This window comes from Amycolatopsis sp. cmx-11-51, assembly GCF_047608665.1.
Taxonomy (GTDB): Bacteria; Actinomycetota; Actinomycetes; order Mycobacteriales; family Pseudonocardiaceae; genus Amycolatopsis.
Window position 1 is genome coordinate 130,300 of the sequence record NZ_JADNQO010000006.1, and the last position, 16,245, is coordinate 146,544.

Annotated in this window: 19 protein-coding genes; 4 read left to right on the forward strand and 15 right to left on the reverse strand. The window is 67.4% G+C overall.

Going from position 1 to position 16,245, the window contains the following annotated elements; all coding sequences use genetic code 11:
* The first annotated feature begins 214 nt into the window (after positions 1 to 214).
* Genes ACM6LU_RS22345 through ACM6LU_RS22355 form a run of 3 tightly spaced genes read left to right on the forward strand, consistent with a single transcriptional unit; the run spans position 215 to position 5,336 of the window.
* On the forward strand, positions 215 to 604 hold the full coding sequence (locus tag ACM6LU_RS22345) for a hypothetical protein (protein ID WP_414939682.1): 390 nt from the start codon (positions 215 to 217) through the stop codon (positions 602 to 604).
* Entirely contained in the window at positions 597 to 1,121 is a 525-nt protein-coding gene (locus ACM6LU_RS22350; protein WP_414939683.1) for a hypothetical protein, read from the forward strand. Before ACM6LU_RS22345 ends, ACM6LU_RS22350 begins: the two co-directional genes overlap by 8 nt.
* A gap of 6 nt (positions 1,122 to 1,127) precedes the next feature.
* Positions 1,128 to 5,336 carry a CHAT domain-containing protein gene (locus ACM6LU_RS22355; protein WP_414939684.1) on the forward strand — a complete coding sequence of 1,403 codons (4,209 nt, stop codon included), beginning with the start codon at positions 1,128 to 1,130 and terminating at the stop codon, positions 5,334 to 5,336.
* Here ACM6LU_RS22355 and ACM6LU_RS22360 read toward each other — a convergent pair.
* Both ACM6LU_RS22360 and ACM6LU_RS22365 read right to left on the reverse strand, forming a co-directional pair.
* Positions 5,333 to 5,632, reverse strand: a complete 300-nt coding sequence (locus ACM6LU_RS22360) for a hypothetical protein (protein ID WP_414939685.1) — start codon at positions 5,630 to 5,632, stop codon at positions 5,333 to 5,335. The genes ACM6LU_RS22355 and ACM6LU_RS22360 overlap by 4 nt on opposite strands.
* 9 nt (positions 5,633 to 5,641) lie before the next feature.
* Positions 5,642 to 5,800, reverse strand: a complete 159-nt coding sequence (locus tag ACM6LU_RS22365; protein ID WP_414939686.1) for a hypothetical protein — start codon at positions 5,798 to 5,800, stop codon at positions 5,642 to 5,644.
* Between the two features lie 223 nt (positions 5,801 to 6,023).
* Between ACM6LU_RS22365 and ACM6LU_RS22370 the strand changes: the two genes are divergently transcribed.
* Positions 6,024 to 6,989 carry a hypothetical protein gene (locus ACM6LU_RS22370; RefSeq protein ID WP_414939687.1) on the forward strand — a complete coding sequence of 322 codons (966 nt, stop codon included), beginning with the start codon at positions 6,024 to 6,026 and terminating at the stop codon, positions 6,987 to 6,989.
* A gap of 92 nt (positions 6,990 to 7,081) precedes the next feature.
* On the opposite strand, the gene ACM6LU_RS22375 is transcribed toward ACM6LU_RS22370, so the two are convergent.
* From ACM6LU_RS22375 to ACM6LU_RS22435, 13 genes are all read right to left on the reverse strand, one after another.
* Entirely contained in the window at positions 7,082 to 7,429 is a 348-nt protein-coding gene (locus tag ACM6LU_RS22375; RefSeq protein WP_414939688.1) for a hypothetical protein, read from the reverse strand.
* 359 nt (positions 7,430 to 7,788) lie between these two features.
* Positions 7,789 to 8,373: a helix-turn-helix transcriptional regulator gene (locus ACM6LU_RS22380; protein WP_414939689.1), complete on the reverse strand. Its 585-nt coding sequence runs from the start codon at positions 8,371 to 8,373 to the stop codon at positions 7,789 to 7,791.
* Between the two features lie 112 nt (positions 8,374 to 8,485).
* Entirely contained in the window at positions 8,486 to 9,394 is a 909-nt protein-coding gene (locus ACM6LU_RS22385; RefSeq protein WP_414939690.1) for an aminoglycoside phosphotransferase family protein, read from the reverse strand.
* Entirely contained in the window at positions 9,391 to 10,218 is an 828-nt protein-coding gene (locus ACM6LU_RS22390) for an inositol monophosphatase family protein (protein ID WP_414939691.1), read from the reverse strand. Before ACM6LU_RS22390 ends, ACM6LU_RS22385 begins: the two co-directional genes overlap by 4 nt.
* 82 nt (positions 10,219 to 10,300) lie before the next feature.
* A complete protein-coding gene (locus tag ACM6LU_RS22395; protein ID WP_414939692.1) occupies positions 10,301 to 10,642 on the reverse strand; it encodes a hypothetical protein in 342 nt (113 codons plus the stop codon).
* A 61-nt stretch (positions 10,643 to 10,703) separates the two neighbouring features.
* Positions 10,704 to 11,138 (reverse strand): NUDIX domain-containing protein, encoded by a 435-nt coding sequence (locus tag ACM6LU_RS22400; protein WP_414939693.1) that lies wholly within the window; start codon positions 11,136 to 11,138, stop codon positions 10,704 to 10,706.
* 87 nt (positions 11,139 to 11,225) lie between these two features.
* Complete coding sequence (locus ACM6LU_RS22405) at positions 11,226 to 11,933, reverse strand: 7-carboxy-7-deazaguanine synthase QueE (RefSeq protein ID WP_414939694.1); 708 nt, start codon at positions 11,931 to 11,933, stop codon at positions 11,226 to 11,228.
* 11 nt (positions 11,934 to 11,944) lie between these two features.
* A complete protein-coding gene (locus tag ACM6LU_RS22410; RefSeq protein ID WP_414939695.1) occupies positions 11,945 to 12,508 on the reverse strand; it encodes a 6-pyruvoyl trahydropterin synthase family protein in 564 nt (187 codons plus the stop codon).
* A 293-nt stretch (positions 12,509 to 12,801) separates the two neighbouring features.
* Positions 12,802 to 13,203, reverse strand: a complete 402-nt coding sequence (locus tag ACM6LU_RS22415) for an RNA polymerase-binding protein RbpA (RefSeq protein ID WP_414939696.1) — start codon at positions 13,201 to 13,203, stop codon at positions 12,802 to 12,804.
* Positions 13,204 to 13,458: a helix-turn-helix domain-containing protein gene (locus ACM6LU_RS22420; protein ID WP_414939697.1), complete on the reverse strand. Its 255-nt coding sequence runs from the start codon at positions 13,456 to 13,458 to the stop codon at positions 13,204 to 13,206. It abuts the gene before it with no gap.
* A gap of 27 nt (positions 13,459 to 13,485) precedes the next feature.
* Positions 13,486 to 13,740, reverse strand: coding sequence for a hypothetical protein (locus tag ACM6LU_RS22425; RefSeq protein ID WP_414939698.1), 255 nt, complete (start codon positions 13,738 to 13,740; stop codon positions 13,486 to 13,488).
* Complete coding sequence (locus tag ACM6LU_RS22430) at positions 13,737 to 14,123, reverse strand: hypothetical protein (protein WP_414939699.1); 387 nt, start codon at positions 14,121 to 14,123, stop codon at positions 13,737 to 13,739. The genes ACM6LU_RS22425 and ACM6LU_RS22430 overlap by 4 nt, the downstream gene beginning before the upstream one ends.
* A gap of 109 nt (positions 14,124 to 14,232) precedes the next feature.
* Positions 14,233 to 15,915: a hypothetical protein gene (locus tag ACM6LU_RS22435; protein ID WP_414939700.1), complete on the reverse strand. Its 1,683-nt coding sequence runs from the start codon at positions 15,913 to 15,915 to the stop codon at positions 14,233 to 14,235.
* Positions 15,916 to 16,245 lie beyond the last annotated feature (330 nt).

Consider the following 16,245-nt stretch of genomic DNA (forward strand, 5'->3'; position numbering starts at 1 on the left):
CGAAAGTCCACCACGATCGCTCACATTAGGCCAGTGACTTCTCGAATCCAGGAGTTGCTGACGAAACAGACACGATCAAGTGAACAATCGGCAGGCCTGCCGTCGTTGTTAACGGGAGATGCCGTCGTGACGACTCTGTAGCGACACGACCTGGTGTGGGGCGACGCGTTGGAGCAAGATCGCCGACGGATGGACGCGGTCTGGGAGACGAGTGATGAACGTATGGGCGGCGTGCGTGTGGGGTATGGGTGGCGGGCTGGTCGTCGAGATGCTCGAGCTCTATCGGGCCGTGCGTCGTGCGGGGGGTCTGCCATGGCGTGTCGACCCTGACCATGAGCCGCATCCGCCGGCCCTGCTGCTTGCCGCCTTCATTCGAATGGGCATTGGTGGTGTGCTGGCCGCCGCAATGGCCTCCGGCGGGCAGATCGGCGGCGGCCTGGGGGCGCTCGCGACCGGGATCGCCGCACCTTTGCTCATCGACCAGCTTGGGCAGGGCGGCGGGCCCGCGCAGGTCGGCGGTAGACCCGCGCCGACGATGAACCCACCCGGTGGCGCCGACGAGCCGGTGGACGCTCCACTCCGGGCGGGAGACATCGATGGCTGAGCTGTTCCACAAGCAACTGCGAGCGGCCCTGCTGCGCACAAGCCCGGCGTTTCGGGCCGAAGGTATACACAGGACGATTCGCGGGTTCGGTCGTCAGCTGCTCGTGGCGCTGTTCCGCACCAGTCCCGCGCTGAGCGACGGCGTGCCAGAGCCTCCTGCGTGGACACCGCGCGTGCGATGGCTGGCTTCCTTCCAATTGCCCGTGTTTTCCGGCGTGCGGGCAACTGGTGCCACACGGCTGAGTAGCGAGGTCATCATGCCCGCGGCGGTTGCCGCGGAGGTCGGCACAGCACGTGTGGTCACCGTGGTCCTTGATGGGAACGAGGTGGAGATCCTGGTCCGCAGGCGAGCCGCGATCGAGGCTCACACGATGGGCAGGATAAGTGCCGGTCTGTCGGGCAGCACCGGGACTGACGTCAGCGTCGAGCTGACCAAGCGCGGCGCCTGGATGCGTGGTGCCGTCACCTGGCCCCACCCCGAGCCCCCGACATCGCTGCGCCTCGGCCGACACGAGTAAGGCGCCATGTCCGCGACCGCGGCCGAGCCGCCCGACCAGACACCGGCCAACCGTTGGGAACAGCTGCGGATCGAGCTGACCGAGCGAATACGGCGTGTCGAAAGCGACGCGTCGGACGAGAACCCGCTGCCGCTGCTGTGGCGTCTTGCACTGGCCGCCGCCAACGACAACTGGGTCAGCAGGGCCCTGGTGCACCACCGGCAGGCGCGGCGGCTGTTCGTCGAACGCGGTGGGCAGGACCGCGACGAGGCCTACGTGGCGGCGGCGCGCGAGGCCACCGGGTCGTTCTCGGCGATCGAGGTGGCCCACGCCGACCGGGCACTGGCCTACCACCTGTCGGACGTTCTCGGCTTCACCGGGTTGGTCCCGCAGATCCTCAGCGACGCCGAGGCCGTGTTCAGAGGGCATAGCGACGACTGGGGGCTGGTCGCGGTTCTCCTCGACGCCGCGCACATCGTCGCGGTGGTGGCCCGGACTCTGCCGACCGGATCGGACAAGCGGCGACGTGGTGCCGAGATGGCGCTGAGGGCGGTGGTCGAGGCCCTGAACGTCTGCGAGCGGATCAACAGGTTCTCCGTACGACTGCACGCGATCCTGCACACCCACGGCAGCATGTTGGGCGAAGTACTGCCTGTCGACGTGCTGGCCGCGCTCGGCCGCACACGCCGGCTCGCATCCGTCGCGCCTGCGTCGACCCACGAGACCGAGGACGGCCGCGACCTCGTCTGGGGCATGCCCCTGTCACTCGACGCCCTAGTGGACGCCATGCCTGGCGTCATCGACGAGGCATGGATCATCACCGGCGATCCTGCGGCCACCAGCACGGACCGGCTTCTGCCTGCCGCCCGGTACTTCGCCGGCTGGGTGCAGGATGGGGCAGCCGCGCTGGCTTCGCGGGATGACGAGGAGAAGCGGAGCGCCGACCACCAGATCGCGGTGCGCGCGTACTTCGCCGAGTTCTTCGGACATCTGCTCGCCCTGCCGCCTGGTCGACACCGATGGGGCGGGGTGGTCCGGCCGGCGAAGCGGGACAGCGCGCGGCAGTCGGCCACCACGTTGGCGGTGGCGAGCCTGGAGAAGGCGCTGGATCTCACGACGACCGACGCCAACCTGATCATCGGGATCGCGGCAGCAGCCCGCCGAGTCCTGGCAGATGCGGCCTTGGATCTCGGACTCGAACCCAACGCGTACATCGTCGCCTACCTGGGGACACTCGACTACTGCGCCAACTGCGTCGCGTCAGGACGGCCGGAGCTGATCAGGCGGCTACTCACCGAAGACGCCACCGTCGAGCCCGATGCGGTCACGCACGCCGCGGGACGCCTGGTCGAGCTGGGCCACAACGCCCGTGAGGCACCGCACACCACGATGGAGACCTTCGCGGCGGTGGTACAGGCACTGGCCGAGGGGGCATCGGGCAGCTCGGCCGACGAGACCATCCACAAGCGTCTGCGGACGTTCGTCACGCCGGAGCTGGAGCTGCTGCGGTCGCAGTGGGACCGGGCCGACCGGGCCGACGACCGTGGCGAGTTCGGGGACGCATACTGGTTGACCGCGGAGGTTCGTGACCTGGCGTGGACGTGGCTCGAGCAGCCGACGGCGACAGTGGACGGTGGCGACCTCGACGCGATGACGTGGAATGACGTGGCACTGTGGTGTCACCACGCCGCCGTCGAAGCGGTATGGCTCGCGCGCAAGGCCGGGTTGAACATCATCCCCGCTGTGCGCTCATGCCGGAGAGTTCTCGCTGCGGAGTCACACCGGCTCGGTACCACGCCGCAACTGTTGCTGGAAGCACAGCTGGTCTGGCTCCGGCTCGAGCATCGTGTCTGTGCCGCCGATCGCCCGGTGTTGCGAAAGTTGATCACCGGCGACGACGAAGTCCCGGACCGGCAAGAGGTCCGAGCCGCTCTGCGGTTCGCGCACGAAACCTTCGACCCCGACGAGCCGGTCCCGCTCGAGGAGATCATGTCCGGGCGGCAGGCCACCATCGACGGCCTGCACGGGGCTGTGGCCACGTTGCGGGAGGCCATCGGACAGGAGGGCCGACCGAACCGCGACGAGCTCGCCGCAACCTTGGTGCGGCTGGCCGGTGCGCTCTGCCAGATCGCTTATGAGAAGCGCGCCGTGGCCACCGAGCTGGACCGCGATGGCAAACCGCTGCGCGCGTTGCGGATCATGGCCTCGATGCGCGACGCGATCGCCGAGCTTGCCGACATCGATCCCCAGACGCCCGGCCTGGAGCCGCTTGCCGAACTCCAGGAGACTCTGGACCATCTCGTGTGCGGGTACGCCGCCGACACGGCTATGCTCGCCGCCCGAGAGAACTACCGCCGAGAGCAGGAGATCACCGCAGCTCGCGACCTCTTGACTAGGCACCTGAGTAGGTTCCTCGGCGACGCCAACTGGACGCTGCCCGAGGCGTTTTCCTTTCTAGCCTCGACCAGCACCGACCACGCACAGCGTTGGCGGACGCTACAGCTGATCGACCTCCTGGCGGGCAAGGACGGGCAGATCTCAGCCGCGATCGCTCCCACGAGCTCCCGCCTTGGCGAGTTGGGTAACGGGTTCGGCGCTTTCCACGAAGTCCTGCAAGAGGATGTGCAGGACCCGCTCATCGCGGCGCGTGCGCTCGTCGTCAGCGAGGCCGACGACCTAGCGGGCACTCTCGCCGCCGTACTCACGGCGATCGACGAGTGCAGTTTCACCTCTACTCACAACGCCGAAGACAAGTTGCGTGCCGCGCGGATGTACCGGCTCCTGGTGCCGCTGCTGCGGCTGGCCAACGCGCAGGGCATGCACGAAGAGGGCGCGCGGCTCGCCGCAGGCGCGCGGACCCTGCATCCCGACCCGGACGACATCACGGTCGGCGCGCACGATCTCGTAGAGGCTATGGCGGTGTGGAACACCGGCGACCGCCGCAGGGCGATGGACCTGGCCGACAGCGGCATCCGGCGTTTGGTTCTCGGCGCCGAGAAACTGCGTCGGCCGGATGCCCGCGAGCAGTTCCTGGGCAGCGTGAACGCCCTGACGTACGGGCTAACCATCGGGCATCACGCAAGCAAGGACGCCACACTGCCCGACGCGGCAGGCCGACTGCTCGCCATGATGGAGGCATTGAACCACGACTACACCGCCCGGTTGGTGGCGACAAACCACCAACCGACCGCCTGGGCAACAACCAGCCAGTTGGCAGATCGAATCGGCTGGCTGGACGCGGTGCCATACCCGGACCCTGATCAGCTACTCTCCGTGGCCTCGGGCCACCACGTCCTGGCTTACCGCCTGGCACCTGACGCACGCAGCGGTTTCCGCCTACTAGTACGACCGGACGGCTCGGCACGGTCCGACGAGATCCGCGTGCCGGACGCACTGCTGACGACCCTGGGGGAACCGCCCTGGCACCGGCTCAACGACCCGGACGAGATCGACCGGCTCACCATGGAGTCGCCGCGGGCACTCGCCGAACTTGCCGACCTTTTGCTCCCCGTGGAGCTACGGGAAGTACCCAACGGCGAGCCACGCCAACTGTTCATCCTCCTACATGATCAGCTCTGGCACGTGCCGTTCGCGGCACTGCCCATCGGCGACGTCCCGCTGATCACCTGCTGGTGCCCGATACTCACCACGTCGTTGCGCACAGCCATCGGTCCCCACGACGACGATCACCCGCTAGCCGACGCACCCGTTGTCGGCCACCTCCGCGACCCGAACCTTGCCGGCGCGACAACCGAACAGCACGTCCTGGAAAGTTTCGCCAGTGCGGGCCGCATCACCCTGTTGCAAGAGGAGACCGCGAGGATGGCGCGGGAAGCGGTCCGCGACAGCGATCTGCTGGTGATAGCCGCCCATGGCGAGGGCACCGGGCCACGATACAGCCTTCGTTTCCCCGACAGTGCTGTCACGCTCGCCGACATCGCTCGCTGGGGCAGGGTGCCGAAGGACGTGATTGCCCTGGCTTGTCTGTCCGGGCGGCGATCGTCCGAACCGTTCCCTCTCGGCCTGGTCGGAATCCTGCGCAGCCTCGGCGCGCGGACCGTCGTCAGCGGCCTTTGGGAGCTTCCCGATATGGCTACCGCGAGCGGCCTCGAAACCATCGTCGAGCAGTGGACAACGGGCATGTCGATCGCTGAGGCGGTCCGTTGGACCCAGCAGCGGATGTTCGACCTCGGGTATCCACCGAGCCGGTGGGCGGGGCTCATCACGGCACGCTAGGTCCTCCAACGCTGAGCGTGTGTAGGGAGGTCGGGGAACTCCGTGGGACGGTGGGTGACGATCAGCGCGGTCCGGCCGACGGTGACGGCACGGAGATCGGTGGCCAGGCAGGTCGCCGTCGCCGTGTCGAGGTGGGCGGTCGGCTCGTCGCTAAGGACGGTAGGGCGGTCGGCCAGCCGCGCACGGGCCACGCCGATGCGCGGGTGCCCCGCGTCGATGACCATCGCCGCGTCAGTGGCGTTCTTCCCGGTCGTGTAGGCGAACTGCTGGATGGGCTGGATCGACTGGGCCAGCAATTGGTCCTTTCAGCCCTTGAGACTCATGCTGGCCCAGTCGCCGTACGCGCGTTTGACATGCGCGATGCCGTACTTGGCGACCTCGGCCAGCAACCCTTCGGTGATCGACGGCCGCGCGCTGTCCGGGTCGATCAGCACCGCGAGCCTGGCTGCGTTCTCGCCGGCCATGGATCAGGCACCTCCTCGTAGTCGTTGGCCCCCTGCGAGGGCGAGGCGCGCGCCCTACACCACTGCCCCGGTGGATCATCCACGGCCGGGTGGTTCGCTCCGATGAGCCACCCCGCTGACCAGCGCGCACGTCACTCGTTACCGTGACACGCGCGCCGCGAATGCGCCCGCGACAAAACGCCTGGTCATACGGTCTCCCTCTGAGACCGCACGGAGGAGTTCGATGTCCGCCAGCAGCACGTTGTACCTGGCGTTCGTGCCCCAGCACGCGTCCACCACGCACAGCGTGCTGGCCATGATCGATCGTGGTGATGGTCCCGAGGCCGAGGCGCTGGTCAGCCTTCCCGATGCCCCGTCGGCCACCATGCTGGCCGCCGCGCTCAACGGCGTCCTGCTGCACCAGGCCACCGCGGAGAGGCGCATGGATGCGGTGCTGGACGGCGCGCCCGTTGCGGTGCGGAAGGCGATCTCCGTGTTGTTGCCTGTCCTGGCCGCAGCCACCGCCGATGATCCAGCGGCCTCGCGGGTGGCCCGGCAACTCCCGACGGTCGGAGACGGCGGCTTTTTGCTGTTCCCGACGACCAACTGCCCCGGCCAGTGCGAGTTCTGCGGGACGTGCCGCAACGATTGCATCGACTGTCCGGAGTGCGCCGACGGCGGGTGTGAAATCTGTCTCCCGGCGACGCTGACGCCCCGCACGGCCGCGATGCTCGGCCACGCGCTGGCCGTGCTCGCCGACGAGGCGTACGACTACGTCTACCGCACCGGAATGTGCCGCGACGGAGCGCCCGGCCCGCTCGGCGCGGTGCTCGCCTGCGTTGCCGACCAGGACGAGTGGTTCCTGCGCCGCTACGCTCGCGCCTTCGACGATCTGAGCTCGGACCTTCAGGTCGGCCGGCACCCCACACCGACTTGCACCGCCGAGGAGATCGCGCTCGACCTGGCGATCCAAGATGCCGAGCGGCTCTACCGCGACGAAGACGAACTCGTCGCGGATTTGAAGACCGAGCTACCTGCCTCGCGATCTGACTACAACTGGGACACCCTGCAAGACGTTCTGTTCCAGGACAAGGACTACGAAGGGCTGCTCAGCTACCGCATCCCGCTCGAACGGGACGAGGCCGAGCGTTGGTTCGAGGAGTTCGGCAATGCCCCGCCGCGCGACCGTCATCGTGGCTTCCGCCGATAGCTGTCCCCCTGTTCGCCGTCCGGCACGCCTTCTGGCGAATGACCTTGTCTTGAGATCGCTGAACGACCCGGTGAGGACGGCCGGCCGCGGACTCACAGCCGTCGCAAACCATCCAAAACTCGCTGGAGGAAGCCGAGATTCGGCTCGGTGCTCTGCCGTATCGCCCGCGTCGCTGCGGCTCTCTCGTTCGCGAAATCGGCGTCACTGGTATCGGCCGGTGGCTCGTCGTCGAGCCTCCCGACACGCGGCAGGTACGCGGTGACCGCGTCGTGTAAGTCATCCTTCGGCGGGAACAAGAATTCTGTTGGCATGGTTGGGTTGTCATCGCCAGGAACGAACCGATGCAGCCCGACATACTTGTCCGAAGGGTCGCGGATGAGCGGTTCTCCGGTGTCGGCGTAGCGGCGAACACGCGCGCCATGCGTGGCATCGGCGGCCACGCGGTCATCGCCGACGCCTCACCCATCTAAGCGGGTGAAGACGTGTGTCGTAGTTGGGAGCAATCATGGTTGCGGCAACGCTCTCCGGGCGTCGTCGCCCTTACTGTTCGTCGTGTCAGATCAAACGGTGCTGTCAACGCAGTGAATCGTTCATGCGTGTGAGCTTCCAGAGCGCTGATGCGGCGGGCATGAGGCGCAGATGCGGCGGCGAGCGCAGTGACCTGCGGATTTTCCCAGCTGTAGGTGGGCCTACGCGCGGGTTGGCGGCGACGATGGACATGTCCGAGTCTCAATGAACGAGACGGCCTGGCCCGATGCGAAACGGTCAGGTCCTGCGTGGTGCACGTAACGCTTGCCAGTCAACGGGTCTGATGTAGTCCGGATGATCGGCGGGGATGATCAGAGTCGCTTCGGGATCGTCGCTGAGCCGTTTTTCGTTCGCCCATTGGACTTGTGCGGGCGAAAGGGTCGGTGGTCGAAAGTAGACTTGCCGGTTGGCGCGCCATGCTCGTGCTTGTGCGACTGCCAGGAACGTCAGCAGCGCAACGAGTAGTGAACCGAATGCGCAGCCACCCGCAATCCACGCGACCGCCATCCCGACGTCTAGTTCCTCGCGGACGTGACCGAGATGGCGACCTGCGCTGCGGCTGTGGCATCCACCTGAGCCAGCGGCGTAGGAGTCCAATCAGGCCGGTCACCTCGGCCAGTTTCGCTGGTGCAGCAACGAACCCTTGGTCGGTGAGCTGGTAGTAGCGGCGACGTGGTCGACGGGGGTCGGCGTCTTCCCAGCGGGAGCACACCAACCCTGCGGTCTGCAATCGAAGGAGGATCGGGTAGGTCGTTCCGGGCATTAGCCCGGTTCGTTCGTAGATCTCCAGGCCGTATAGTTCTTTGTCCGGCTCGGCAAGGAGAGCGCTCAAGACGACTCGAGTTTTCTTCGTCATCGGGGCACCTCTGCGTGGGCTGGAATGGCGGTTATCCGTGGTCGTCTGTAATCAGGCTTCGGGTGCGGTGTAGCTGCTGCTCGAAGGCGGACGCGTTGGTGTCGCGTCGTTTTCAGCGGACGGCCAACCAGCGCAGGGCGGCGGTGCGGCGGGCGGCGGCGAAACGCCGGCGCGCCTGGCCGTCGTTGACCCCGAGCTCGGGAAGGAGCGCGAGCCACAGGTCGTCGTCGATCGCACGTGCGCTGGGATGCTCGATGAGTTCCGCCGCGTCGTAGGCGGCGTCGGAGTGTCCTGCGAATTCCCAGTCCAGGACGTAGATGGTGCTGATGAAGTCGTGCCAGTGCCAGTTGTCGAGGTTGCCGTCGCCGTGGGAGAGCACACGTGGGGCCGGTTCGGCGAGCACGGCGGCGTCGCCGCGGTCGTGCCAGGTCCCAATCATCGCGGCCATGTCGCGGCTGAGTGGTTCGTCGGGATACTGGCGGAGTTGCTCGGGCCACATGGTGATGCGCCGGATGAAGTCGCTCGCCGAGTCCAGCCGGCCCAGGCTGGCGAACGGTCCGAGGGGAACCTGGCGGATCTGGTCGAGGGCGGTGACCATCGCGGGGAGGGCGGTGCTCGGCCTGTCCAGCGCGGTCATGGGCCGTCCGGGTACGAACCTCAAGCCGACGGCGGGCAGTTCGGGATGCGGGTCGTGCCACAACGCCGTGGAGGTGGCGGTAACGCCGTGGTCGGCGAGGTGCCGCAGGGCTGTCCATTCGCAGCGGGCGCGGTCGCGCTTGTCGGTGCGGTAGAGCTTGAGGCACACCGGGCCGCGCGGGCCGCTCCAGCGGTAGATGCGGTTGTTCCGGCCGCCGGTGATCGGGATCAATCCGTACTCCGGCAGGTCCGTGTCCAGGGCCTCCGGTCGCTCTCGGTGCAGGACGCGCAGCTCGGTCAGCAGGTCGTGCGGGATGGTGTCACGGTCCAACGTCGCGTGCTCCGGTTCAGTGTGCTCGGGCAGTAGCGCTCGAGCTATGTTCACGGGGTGCCCGCCGGCTGCGGCCAGTAGGTCGTGTTGCGGGCGACCTCCATCATCGGCACGAGCGCCTCTGCGAGCGCGGGCGTGGTCGCCAGTGTGCAGCGTGAACGGGTGGAGTGTGGGCTGCCGTCGGCGTCGAGGACGAGGGCGCCAGCTTCGCGCGCGATGATCGCTCCGGAGGCGGTGTCCCAGGCGCGGTTGCCGAACAGGATGCTGGCGTCGAGGGTGCCGTCGGCGACCCAGACCAGTTCGAGCGCGGTGGTGCCCAGGCGACGGACTCCTTGGGCTTGGCCGGTCAGACGCTGGTCGAGGTCGCTGCAGAGCCGGTCGCGGGTGCTGGCGTCGGGTCCGCTTCCGTAGTCGCACATTCCGATGAGCGCGTTGTCGAGGCTGGCGGTCGTGGAGACGGTGATGGGGTCGCCGTCTCGGTAGGCGCCTTCGCCCGTGACGGCCCAGTAGCGGTGTCCGAGGAACGGGACAGCCGTGACGCCGAGCAGCGGTTGGTCGTCGTGGACGAGGCCGAGGGCGATGGCGCACAGCGGGCTGCCGTGGGAGAAGTTGATGGTGCCGTCGATCGGGTCGAGGACCCAGTAGGTGTTCTCGTCGCCGGAGGATCCGGTTTCCTCGCCCACGAAGCCGACAGCGGGATCCCAGTTGCTCAGCCGGTCCCTGATGAGGTCTTCGACGGCCACGTCGATGTTGGTCACGACATCGCGGTCGCCTTTGGTGGTGATGTGCGTCGGCTGGTGGCTCAGAGCGTGTTGGACGGCGAGATCGATCGCGCGCTGCGCGGCCGTGAGAGCGTGATCAAGATTTGGGGAGGGCATTGAGCGGCGTTCCTCGGATTCTGCGTGACACGGGCTTTGGGCCAGAGCGCCAACTGGTCGGTGCGCGCGGCGAAGTTGTGGCTCATGCGGTCCATGGCAGTGGACGGCGTGCGATGACGAGCCGGGGCGCGAGGCGGTCGCTGGGAGCAGGCAGGGCGAGGAGGCCATCAATGACCTCGGTGAGGGTGCCCTCTCGTTGCCAGGTCACGCCGCCGGTGTAGTCGTTGCGGAGGCCGGCGGCGTCGGTGGTGTAGCGGACACGCAAGGCGTCCGCCCACCCTTCCGGCCAGGTCCGCACGCCATGCACCTCAACGAGTTCGCCGTCAACGACGGTGGGCAGAAACATCCAGCCCGCGCCGCGAAGGTCGATGAGCCGCTGCAGCTCGGGATACTCGGTCAGGGCGGCAGCTTGTTCTGGGGTCATGAGGCACCCACCGCGACTACGTGCGCTGCGAGGTTGGTCAGGAACGCAGGGCCGAGGCTGCTCATGGCGTCCACGCCCGCCACGGGTGTTCGGCCGACAGCGTGCCTGCGACCAGCCCGTCCCGGACCGCTTGGGGGCGCAGAGCGGAGAGTTCGTGTTCGTTGGCCCACCGATGCGGTTGCGCCGAGTCGATGAGGCGGTTGGCGTCGGTGAGCGTCACGTCGAACAGGACGACCATCTCGGAGGCGGGTGTTTCGCTGGGCTCGTTGGTGCCGTGTTCGACAACGGCGCAGAAGTCCAGCTCGGCGATGGTCACGCCGAGCTGATCGAGCAGGGTTCTGCGGAGCGCCTGCTCGACGGGTTCACCGGCACGAACCGCGCCGCCGGGCAGCCCGTCGTGGCCTGGGTACTCGACGAGGAGCAGGCGGTCGTTCTGCCCGACGAGTGCGTAGACCCGGACGCGGGGGCCGACGGCCGGGGTGTCGGGTTCGCTCATCGTGGACCGCCTGTCGTTGGGAGATGTTCTGAAGTGCGAGCGACGCCGGGCGCGAAATTCCGACCGGCGAACTCGTTTGTGGTGATGTCAGCGGCCACGGTCGTTCTCCCACAGCAGCGTGTGGAGCCGGGTCGACAGGTTCCAGCGGCGTGCTAGCACCGGATCGGCCAGCATCCGCATCCGCGCCAGGACGGTGGAGCTGTCCGTGCCTTCCGGCATGACCCAGACTGGGTGAAGGCCGTAGGTGCCAACTAATTCCTGGATCTCGTCCAGGTCGTCGGGCTCTTGGACGACAAACTTCCAGATAGCCTTCCCGCTGTTGGCGAGGTCGCGCAGCACTGCGGGGCGGATGCGTTGACGGCGGCGCAGCCCCGAATGCGCGAGCTTCGGCGAGACGTTGAACCGTGACACGGCCGTGGTGATCGTGTCCGTGGGCGCGATGGTGCCGGACGTCTCGATCTCGATGTCGGTGGCCAGCGCACGCTCGCGGATCTCGGACAGCCGCCGCCCCACGACGTGCGGCTGGAGCAGCGGCTCGCCGCCCGTGATCACCAGCAGGTCGGCCGGGTCAGCGGCGAGCCAGGACAGGATGTCCTCGATCGAGAGGATCTGCTGTTCGGCGTCAAGGTTGTAGCGGGTCGGGTCGTGGGTTTGCGGGCTATCGCACCACGCGCACGACAGGTGGCAGCCGAACAGCCGGATGAAGTGGGCGTAGCGGCCGGTGCTCGGTCCCTCTCCTTGGAAGGTCGGACCGAAGATCTCGTTGACCACAAGGTCTCGGTCCACATCGGACACCACGGGTAGCTTCACGTTGCGTCGACCGGCCCGTAGGTCGCGGTGTTGAGGTGGGTTTCGCGCACGAACACCCGGCCGACGCGGGCATCGGGAGCGCAGGGCAGCGCGGCGAGAACGCCCTGACTCACACGTCGTAGCAAAACCGCGACAGCTTCGACGGTGGGCCACGCCAGATCGGCAGCCAGAAGCTCCGCATCGTCGACCGTCTGATGATCATCGGCGCCGAAGCGAAAGACCTTGCACTTCGCTTTGTAGAGGTGCACGGCGAGCGGGTCGTGCACGCCGAGCATGGTGCCGTGATCGAGGTAGGTGTCGATCCACTCCCGGACTCCGGCTTTGAGGGCACCGAACTCCACGACGGTGACATCGTTACTGAGGGTCGGGGCGATCACCGACACCGCGACCCGCCAGGAATGTCCATGCAGGCTGGTGCACTTGCCGCCCAGGTGCGGCAGGCGATGCGCGGTTTCGAAGGTGTGCTCGATGGTGATCTGGTGGGCTGTCGGCGCGGGATCGTCCGTCACGAGGGCCGCTGGGCGAGCGGTGGCGTGATCGGTTGTCTCCGTGCCGAGCATCGTGAGCGCCAGATCCTTTCACCTCAAGTGCGTTCCCGCACGTGCGTACGCATCGACGAGGACTGGTTGTGGGCTGCGGCGGAAGACCGAGAGGGAAGGAGGACGCCTTCCGCCGCAGTCCGGTCCAGTCAACGACGGGTGATCATCGTTATCCAGAGCGTGCGTGCGGCGTCGATGAGGCGCGAATGGGGCGTCGACCGTCCTGACCAGCGAAGCTGGACGCCATCAGCGTTGGCGCGCCGCACGTGTTCACCCGGTCAGGACCGAAATGTAACCCGGCTGATTGACGACGGTCAGCCGTCGTAGCGGAACGAATACGTCTTGTCCCCAAACTGCACACAGCCCGGCTGGGCGCCTCCTTGTCGGCGGATTGCCGCGAGCGTTTCGGCGAGCAGAACCTCCAGCTCGGCCACGCTGCGTCGCTCGTACAGCATCGTCAGGTGGGTGCGAGGGGGTTTGCCGTTGCTCTTGGCTGCCGCCGAAGCAGTGGCGTCGATTCGGGCGCAGCCCTCGACGCCGTGCTGTCGACAGCTCCAGCTTGCGGGTAGCTCTGCCTCCACTGCGAAGTGCACCGCGAACTCGTGCCCACGCGTGCACGTGAACCGGGCGGTCACTCGCGGGACAGGTCCGGTGTAGCGATCGGGTTCCACCGTCGTGTGGCCCCAGCGGTAGCCGCGCAGCGTTCCTCTCGGCATCTAACCGGCTCCGATCTGCCGACTTGAGTGCGCGGTCCGTGTGGTTTGGCTGCGCCGACGGTGGGGACCGCCGCCGCGTGCGCGCAGCTGGACTCCGGACTCGGACAGGATCCGGTGTACGAAGCCGTACGAGCGCCCAGTCAGCCTGGCCAAGGTGCGGATGCTGGCACCCTTCTCGTACTTTTTCTTCAGGTCCGCGCCCATACGAGTCCGCGCGGAACCGGTAACCCGCTTCCCCTTCTCGACCTTCTTCACTAGTGGCATGACCGACCGCTTCCCAAGTCAGGTATTGCCGTTCATGGAGGGGCCGAAGACGAGGTGGTCAATGACCTCGCGGGCCGCCGGGAGTTCATAGGCCGCGGCGAAGAGCACGGCCGCCGGCCACGACGCCCCGGCGAGGATCGTGAGGACCACGCATCGGGCGACATGCGAGCTGAGTTTTCCGGCGGCCCAGGTGCCGCGAGTGCGGCTCCAGACAACCGCGCCAACGCCAACAGCGACGCCGACATACAGGATTGCCAGAATCTGGATGATCATTCGCTCGTATTTCCTTCCGTGTTCTCGTGTTCCGCACTAGTGGTGTCCACATGCGAGCCGTGTGTAGCCGTGTCGCCAAGTTCGTCACGGAGCTTCAGCACAGCCTCACGATCGGCTGCCGCGCCCGGCCCTGCGTCGGCAAAGAGTGCCAGCGCGTTGCCGTAGCAACGATCCGCATCCGCGTTGTTGCCGAGTTGGGCGTGCGCCCGACCCATGACGGTGTAGGCGTGACCTCGGTAGCGCGACGAACCACAGGACGCCAAGGTGTCGTCGATTCGGCGGAGGGTGAACAGCGCAGCGTCCGGCTGCCGAGCCGCGACGTGGACCTCGGCAAGGTAGGTGATCACTCGGGCATGGCCGGACTGGTCACCCAAGGCTTCCATCAGATCGGCGGCTTCGCGCAGGTGCCACGTGGCTTGGGGGAAATCGGCGATCTCAGGGTGGGCGTATGCCTGGCCGATTCGCCGATGCCGCAGGGCAATGCTGCGGCGGTCACCCCGTTGCTCGTCGAGGTGCAGGGCGCTGCCGAGATCCTCCAGCGCGGTACGCGGTTGCCCGGCAGCTGTCAGCGCGCGCTCGGGTGGATAGGGCCGCCGACTGGATCCAGCCGTCGCCGAATGCGGTCGCTCGCTCGATCGCCGTGGTGCAGGCCGTGATCGCCGCGTCGTGGTGGGAGCGGTTGGTCTCGCCGAACCCCAGCCTGGCGAGGAAGACCGCTTCGAGGATGTGCTTGCAGTGCTGGGCGGAGACGATGCCAAGTTGTTGCGTCTGGACCAGGTCTTCGGCGAAGTAGCTGGGGCGCAACGGGTTCCAGACGACCTCAGCGAGCTGGAACACCAGCCCGTCCCAGCCCTGCTGTGCGGCAAGGTATTGGGAGGCAAGCACGTTCGCCCGTTCGAGGGTGAACCAGTTCAGAGCATGTTCGATGCTGGAGAACGGCTCGGTGTCCAGCTGTTCGTACACCGGGCTGAACCGCCGCGAGCGAGGGTTGATCGCCATGTCGGCGGCGGCGGTGCGTCGTAGGTACCACTCGATCATGCTGCGCAGTGCGGCCCGACGCTGGCTCGCGTCGTCATGTTGCTCGGCTAGCGCCTGGGCGTGCTCGCGCGGCAAGTCGTGCTGTCGGTAGCGGGCGACGGCCACCGCGGTGACGAGGTGGGCATCCGCCAGCATGGCCAGCCCGTGTTCGACCTCGGCGACCGGCAGGTCGAGGGCTGTGGCGAGCGGGTCGGCGGTGAACTCGGCGCCGGGGTGCGCGGCCAGCAGCCGGTACAGCCGCGCGGTGTCGGCGTCGAGGTCGTCGTAGCTCATGTCGAGGATTCCTCCCAAGGATGCCTCGTCCACGTGCAAGGCCAGGGTGGCGCCGTGGTCGGTGTTGAGACGTGTGATCAGGTCAGCCGGGCTGCAGTGCGGGTTCGCGGCCAGATGTGCGCCGGCGATGGCCAAGGCGAAGGGGTGGCCGTGGCACCGCGAGGCCAAGGCTCGAAGCACGCACAGGTCGCCGGGCGGCGGCTGGCCGAGCAGGGTGGCCAGCATGGTGCCGCCCGCGTCTGGGGTGAAGAAGGTCAGATCCACCGGGTGAAACCCAGCGAGGAGAAGCCCGCGCCGCTGGCGGCGGCTGGTGACGAGGATGGTGCTGCTCGGCGATGCCGGGATCAGAAGGCGGACCTGCTCGGTCGAGAAGACGTTGTCTACCAGGACCAGTAGCGACTTCTTGGCGGTGACGCTGCGGTAGAGCGCTGTCAGTTCGGCCATGTCGTCAGGCAGGTCGCCAGGCGGGAGGCCAAGGGCTCGAAGCCACCCTGCGAGCACCTGGTGGGGACGGGTGGGCGGTTGATCGCGCCAGGCGCTCAGATCCGCGTACAGCTCGCCGTCCGGGTGGCCAGCACGCTGACCGATGAGCCAGCGGACCGCCAGTTCGGTCTTGCCGATGCCTGCCAACCCGGTCAGAAGCGCCCTTGTCGGGGCCGCGCGAGCGGCGAGTTCATCGAGTGCGGCCAGCTCGCGAGCGCGGTTCGTCCAGACCGGATGCGGGGGCGGGAACTGGCGCGGCGTCGGCACCGGCGCCCCAGCCGATTGCCCCATGACGATCGTGTGCGCGATCACGGTGCGCGCTTGGAGAACGGACCCATTCACCTCCCCGCCGATGTCGTTGCGGTGCCCAGGATCGGTCACCGATGTGCTCCGGCCACATCGACAGAGAGGCGCGCAGGGGCCGCCCTGCGGGATTGAGCTTTGCGGTGCGTCCGGGTGGTGCTCATGGCGATCCCGCTTTCACCACGACGTTCTTGTTGCGCGACATTGCCAAGGAGTGAGTCATTTCCGGGAGAACAGTTGCCGAATGAACGGACAGGAATTGTGGCTCCCCAGTTCCGCTGCCGTGTCGGTGTTGTCGAACGCCAGTAGATCGCCCGCTACCGTCGGCCACCAGAGCGCACGTGGGGCGGCGATGAGGCGCTGATGCGGCGTTGACCCTCGTGAGCTGCGCTAACCGCGGCGGGTAGC

Excerpts from the sequence above, each read along its gene's own strand:
- ACM6LU_RS22370 (WP_414939687.1), top strand. The coding sequence starts at position 6,024 with ATGTCCGCCAGCAGCACGTTGTACCTGGCGTTCGTGCCCCAGCACGCG.
- ACM6LU_RS22410 (WP_414939695.1), bottom strand. The coding sequence starts at position 12,508 with ATGCTCGGCACGGAGACAACCGATCACGCCACCGCTCGCCCAGCGGCC.
- ACM6LU_RS22365 (WP_414939686.1), bottom strand. The coding sequence starts at position 5,800 with ATGGCCGGCGAGAACGCAGCCAGGCTCGCGGTGCTGATCGACCCGGAC.
- ACM6LU_RS22425 (WP_414939698.1), bottom strand. The coding sequence starts at position 13,740 with ATGATCATCCAGATTCTGGCAATCCTGTATGTCGGCGTCGCTGTTGGC.
- ACM6LU_RS22355 (WP_414939684.1), top strand. The coding sequence starts at position 1,128 with ATGTCCGCGACCGCGGCCGAGCCGCCCGACCAGACACCGGCCAACCGT.
- ACM6LU_RS22390 (WP_414939691.1), bottom strand. The coding sequence starts at position 10,218 with ATGCCCTCCCCAAATCTTGATCACGCTCTCACGGCCGCGCAGCGCGCG.
- ACM6LU_RS22395 (WP_414939692.1), bottom strand. The coding sequence starts at position 10,642 with ATGACCCCAGAACAAGCTGCCGCCCTGACCGAGTATCCCGAGCTGCAG.
- ACM6LU_RS22400 (WP_414939693.1), bottom strand. The coding sequence starts at position 11,138 with ATGAGCGAACCCGACACCCCGGCCGTCGGCCCCCGCGTCCGGGTCTAC.
- ACM6LU_RS22350 (WP_414939683.1), top strand. The coding sequence starts at position 597 with ATGGCTGAGCTGTTCCACAAGCAACTGCGAGCGGCCCTGCTGCGCACA.
- ACM6LU_RS22415 (WP_414939696.1), bottom strand. The coding sequence starts at position 13,203 with ATGCCGAGAGGAACGCTGCGCGGCTACCGCTGGGGCCACACGACGGTG.
- ACM6LU_RS22380 (WP_414939689.1), bottom strand. The coding sequence starts at position 8,373 with ATGACGAAGAAAACTCGAGTCGTCTTGAGCGCTCTCCTTGCCGAGCCG.
- ACM6LU_RS22430 (WP_414939699.1), bottom strand. The coding sequence starts at position 14,123 with ATGGAAGCCTTGGGTGACCAGTCCGGCCATGCCCGAGTGATCACCTAC.
- ACM6LU_RS22345 (WP_414939682.1), top strand. The coding sequence starts at position 215 with ATGAACGTATGGGCGGCGTGCGTGTGGGGTATGGGTGGCGGGCTGGTC.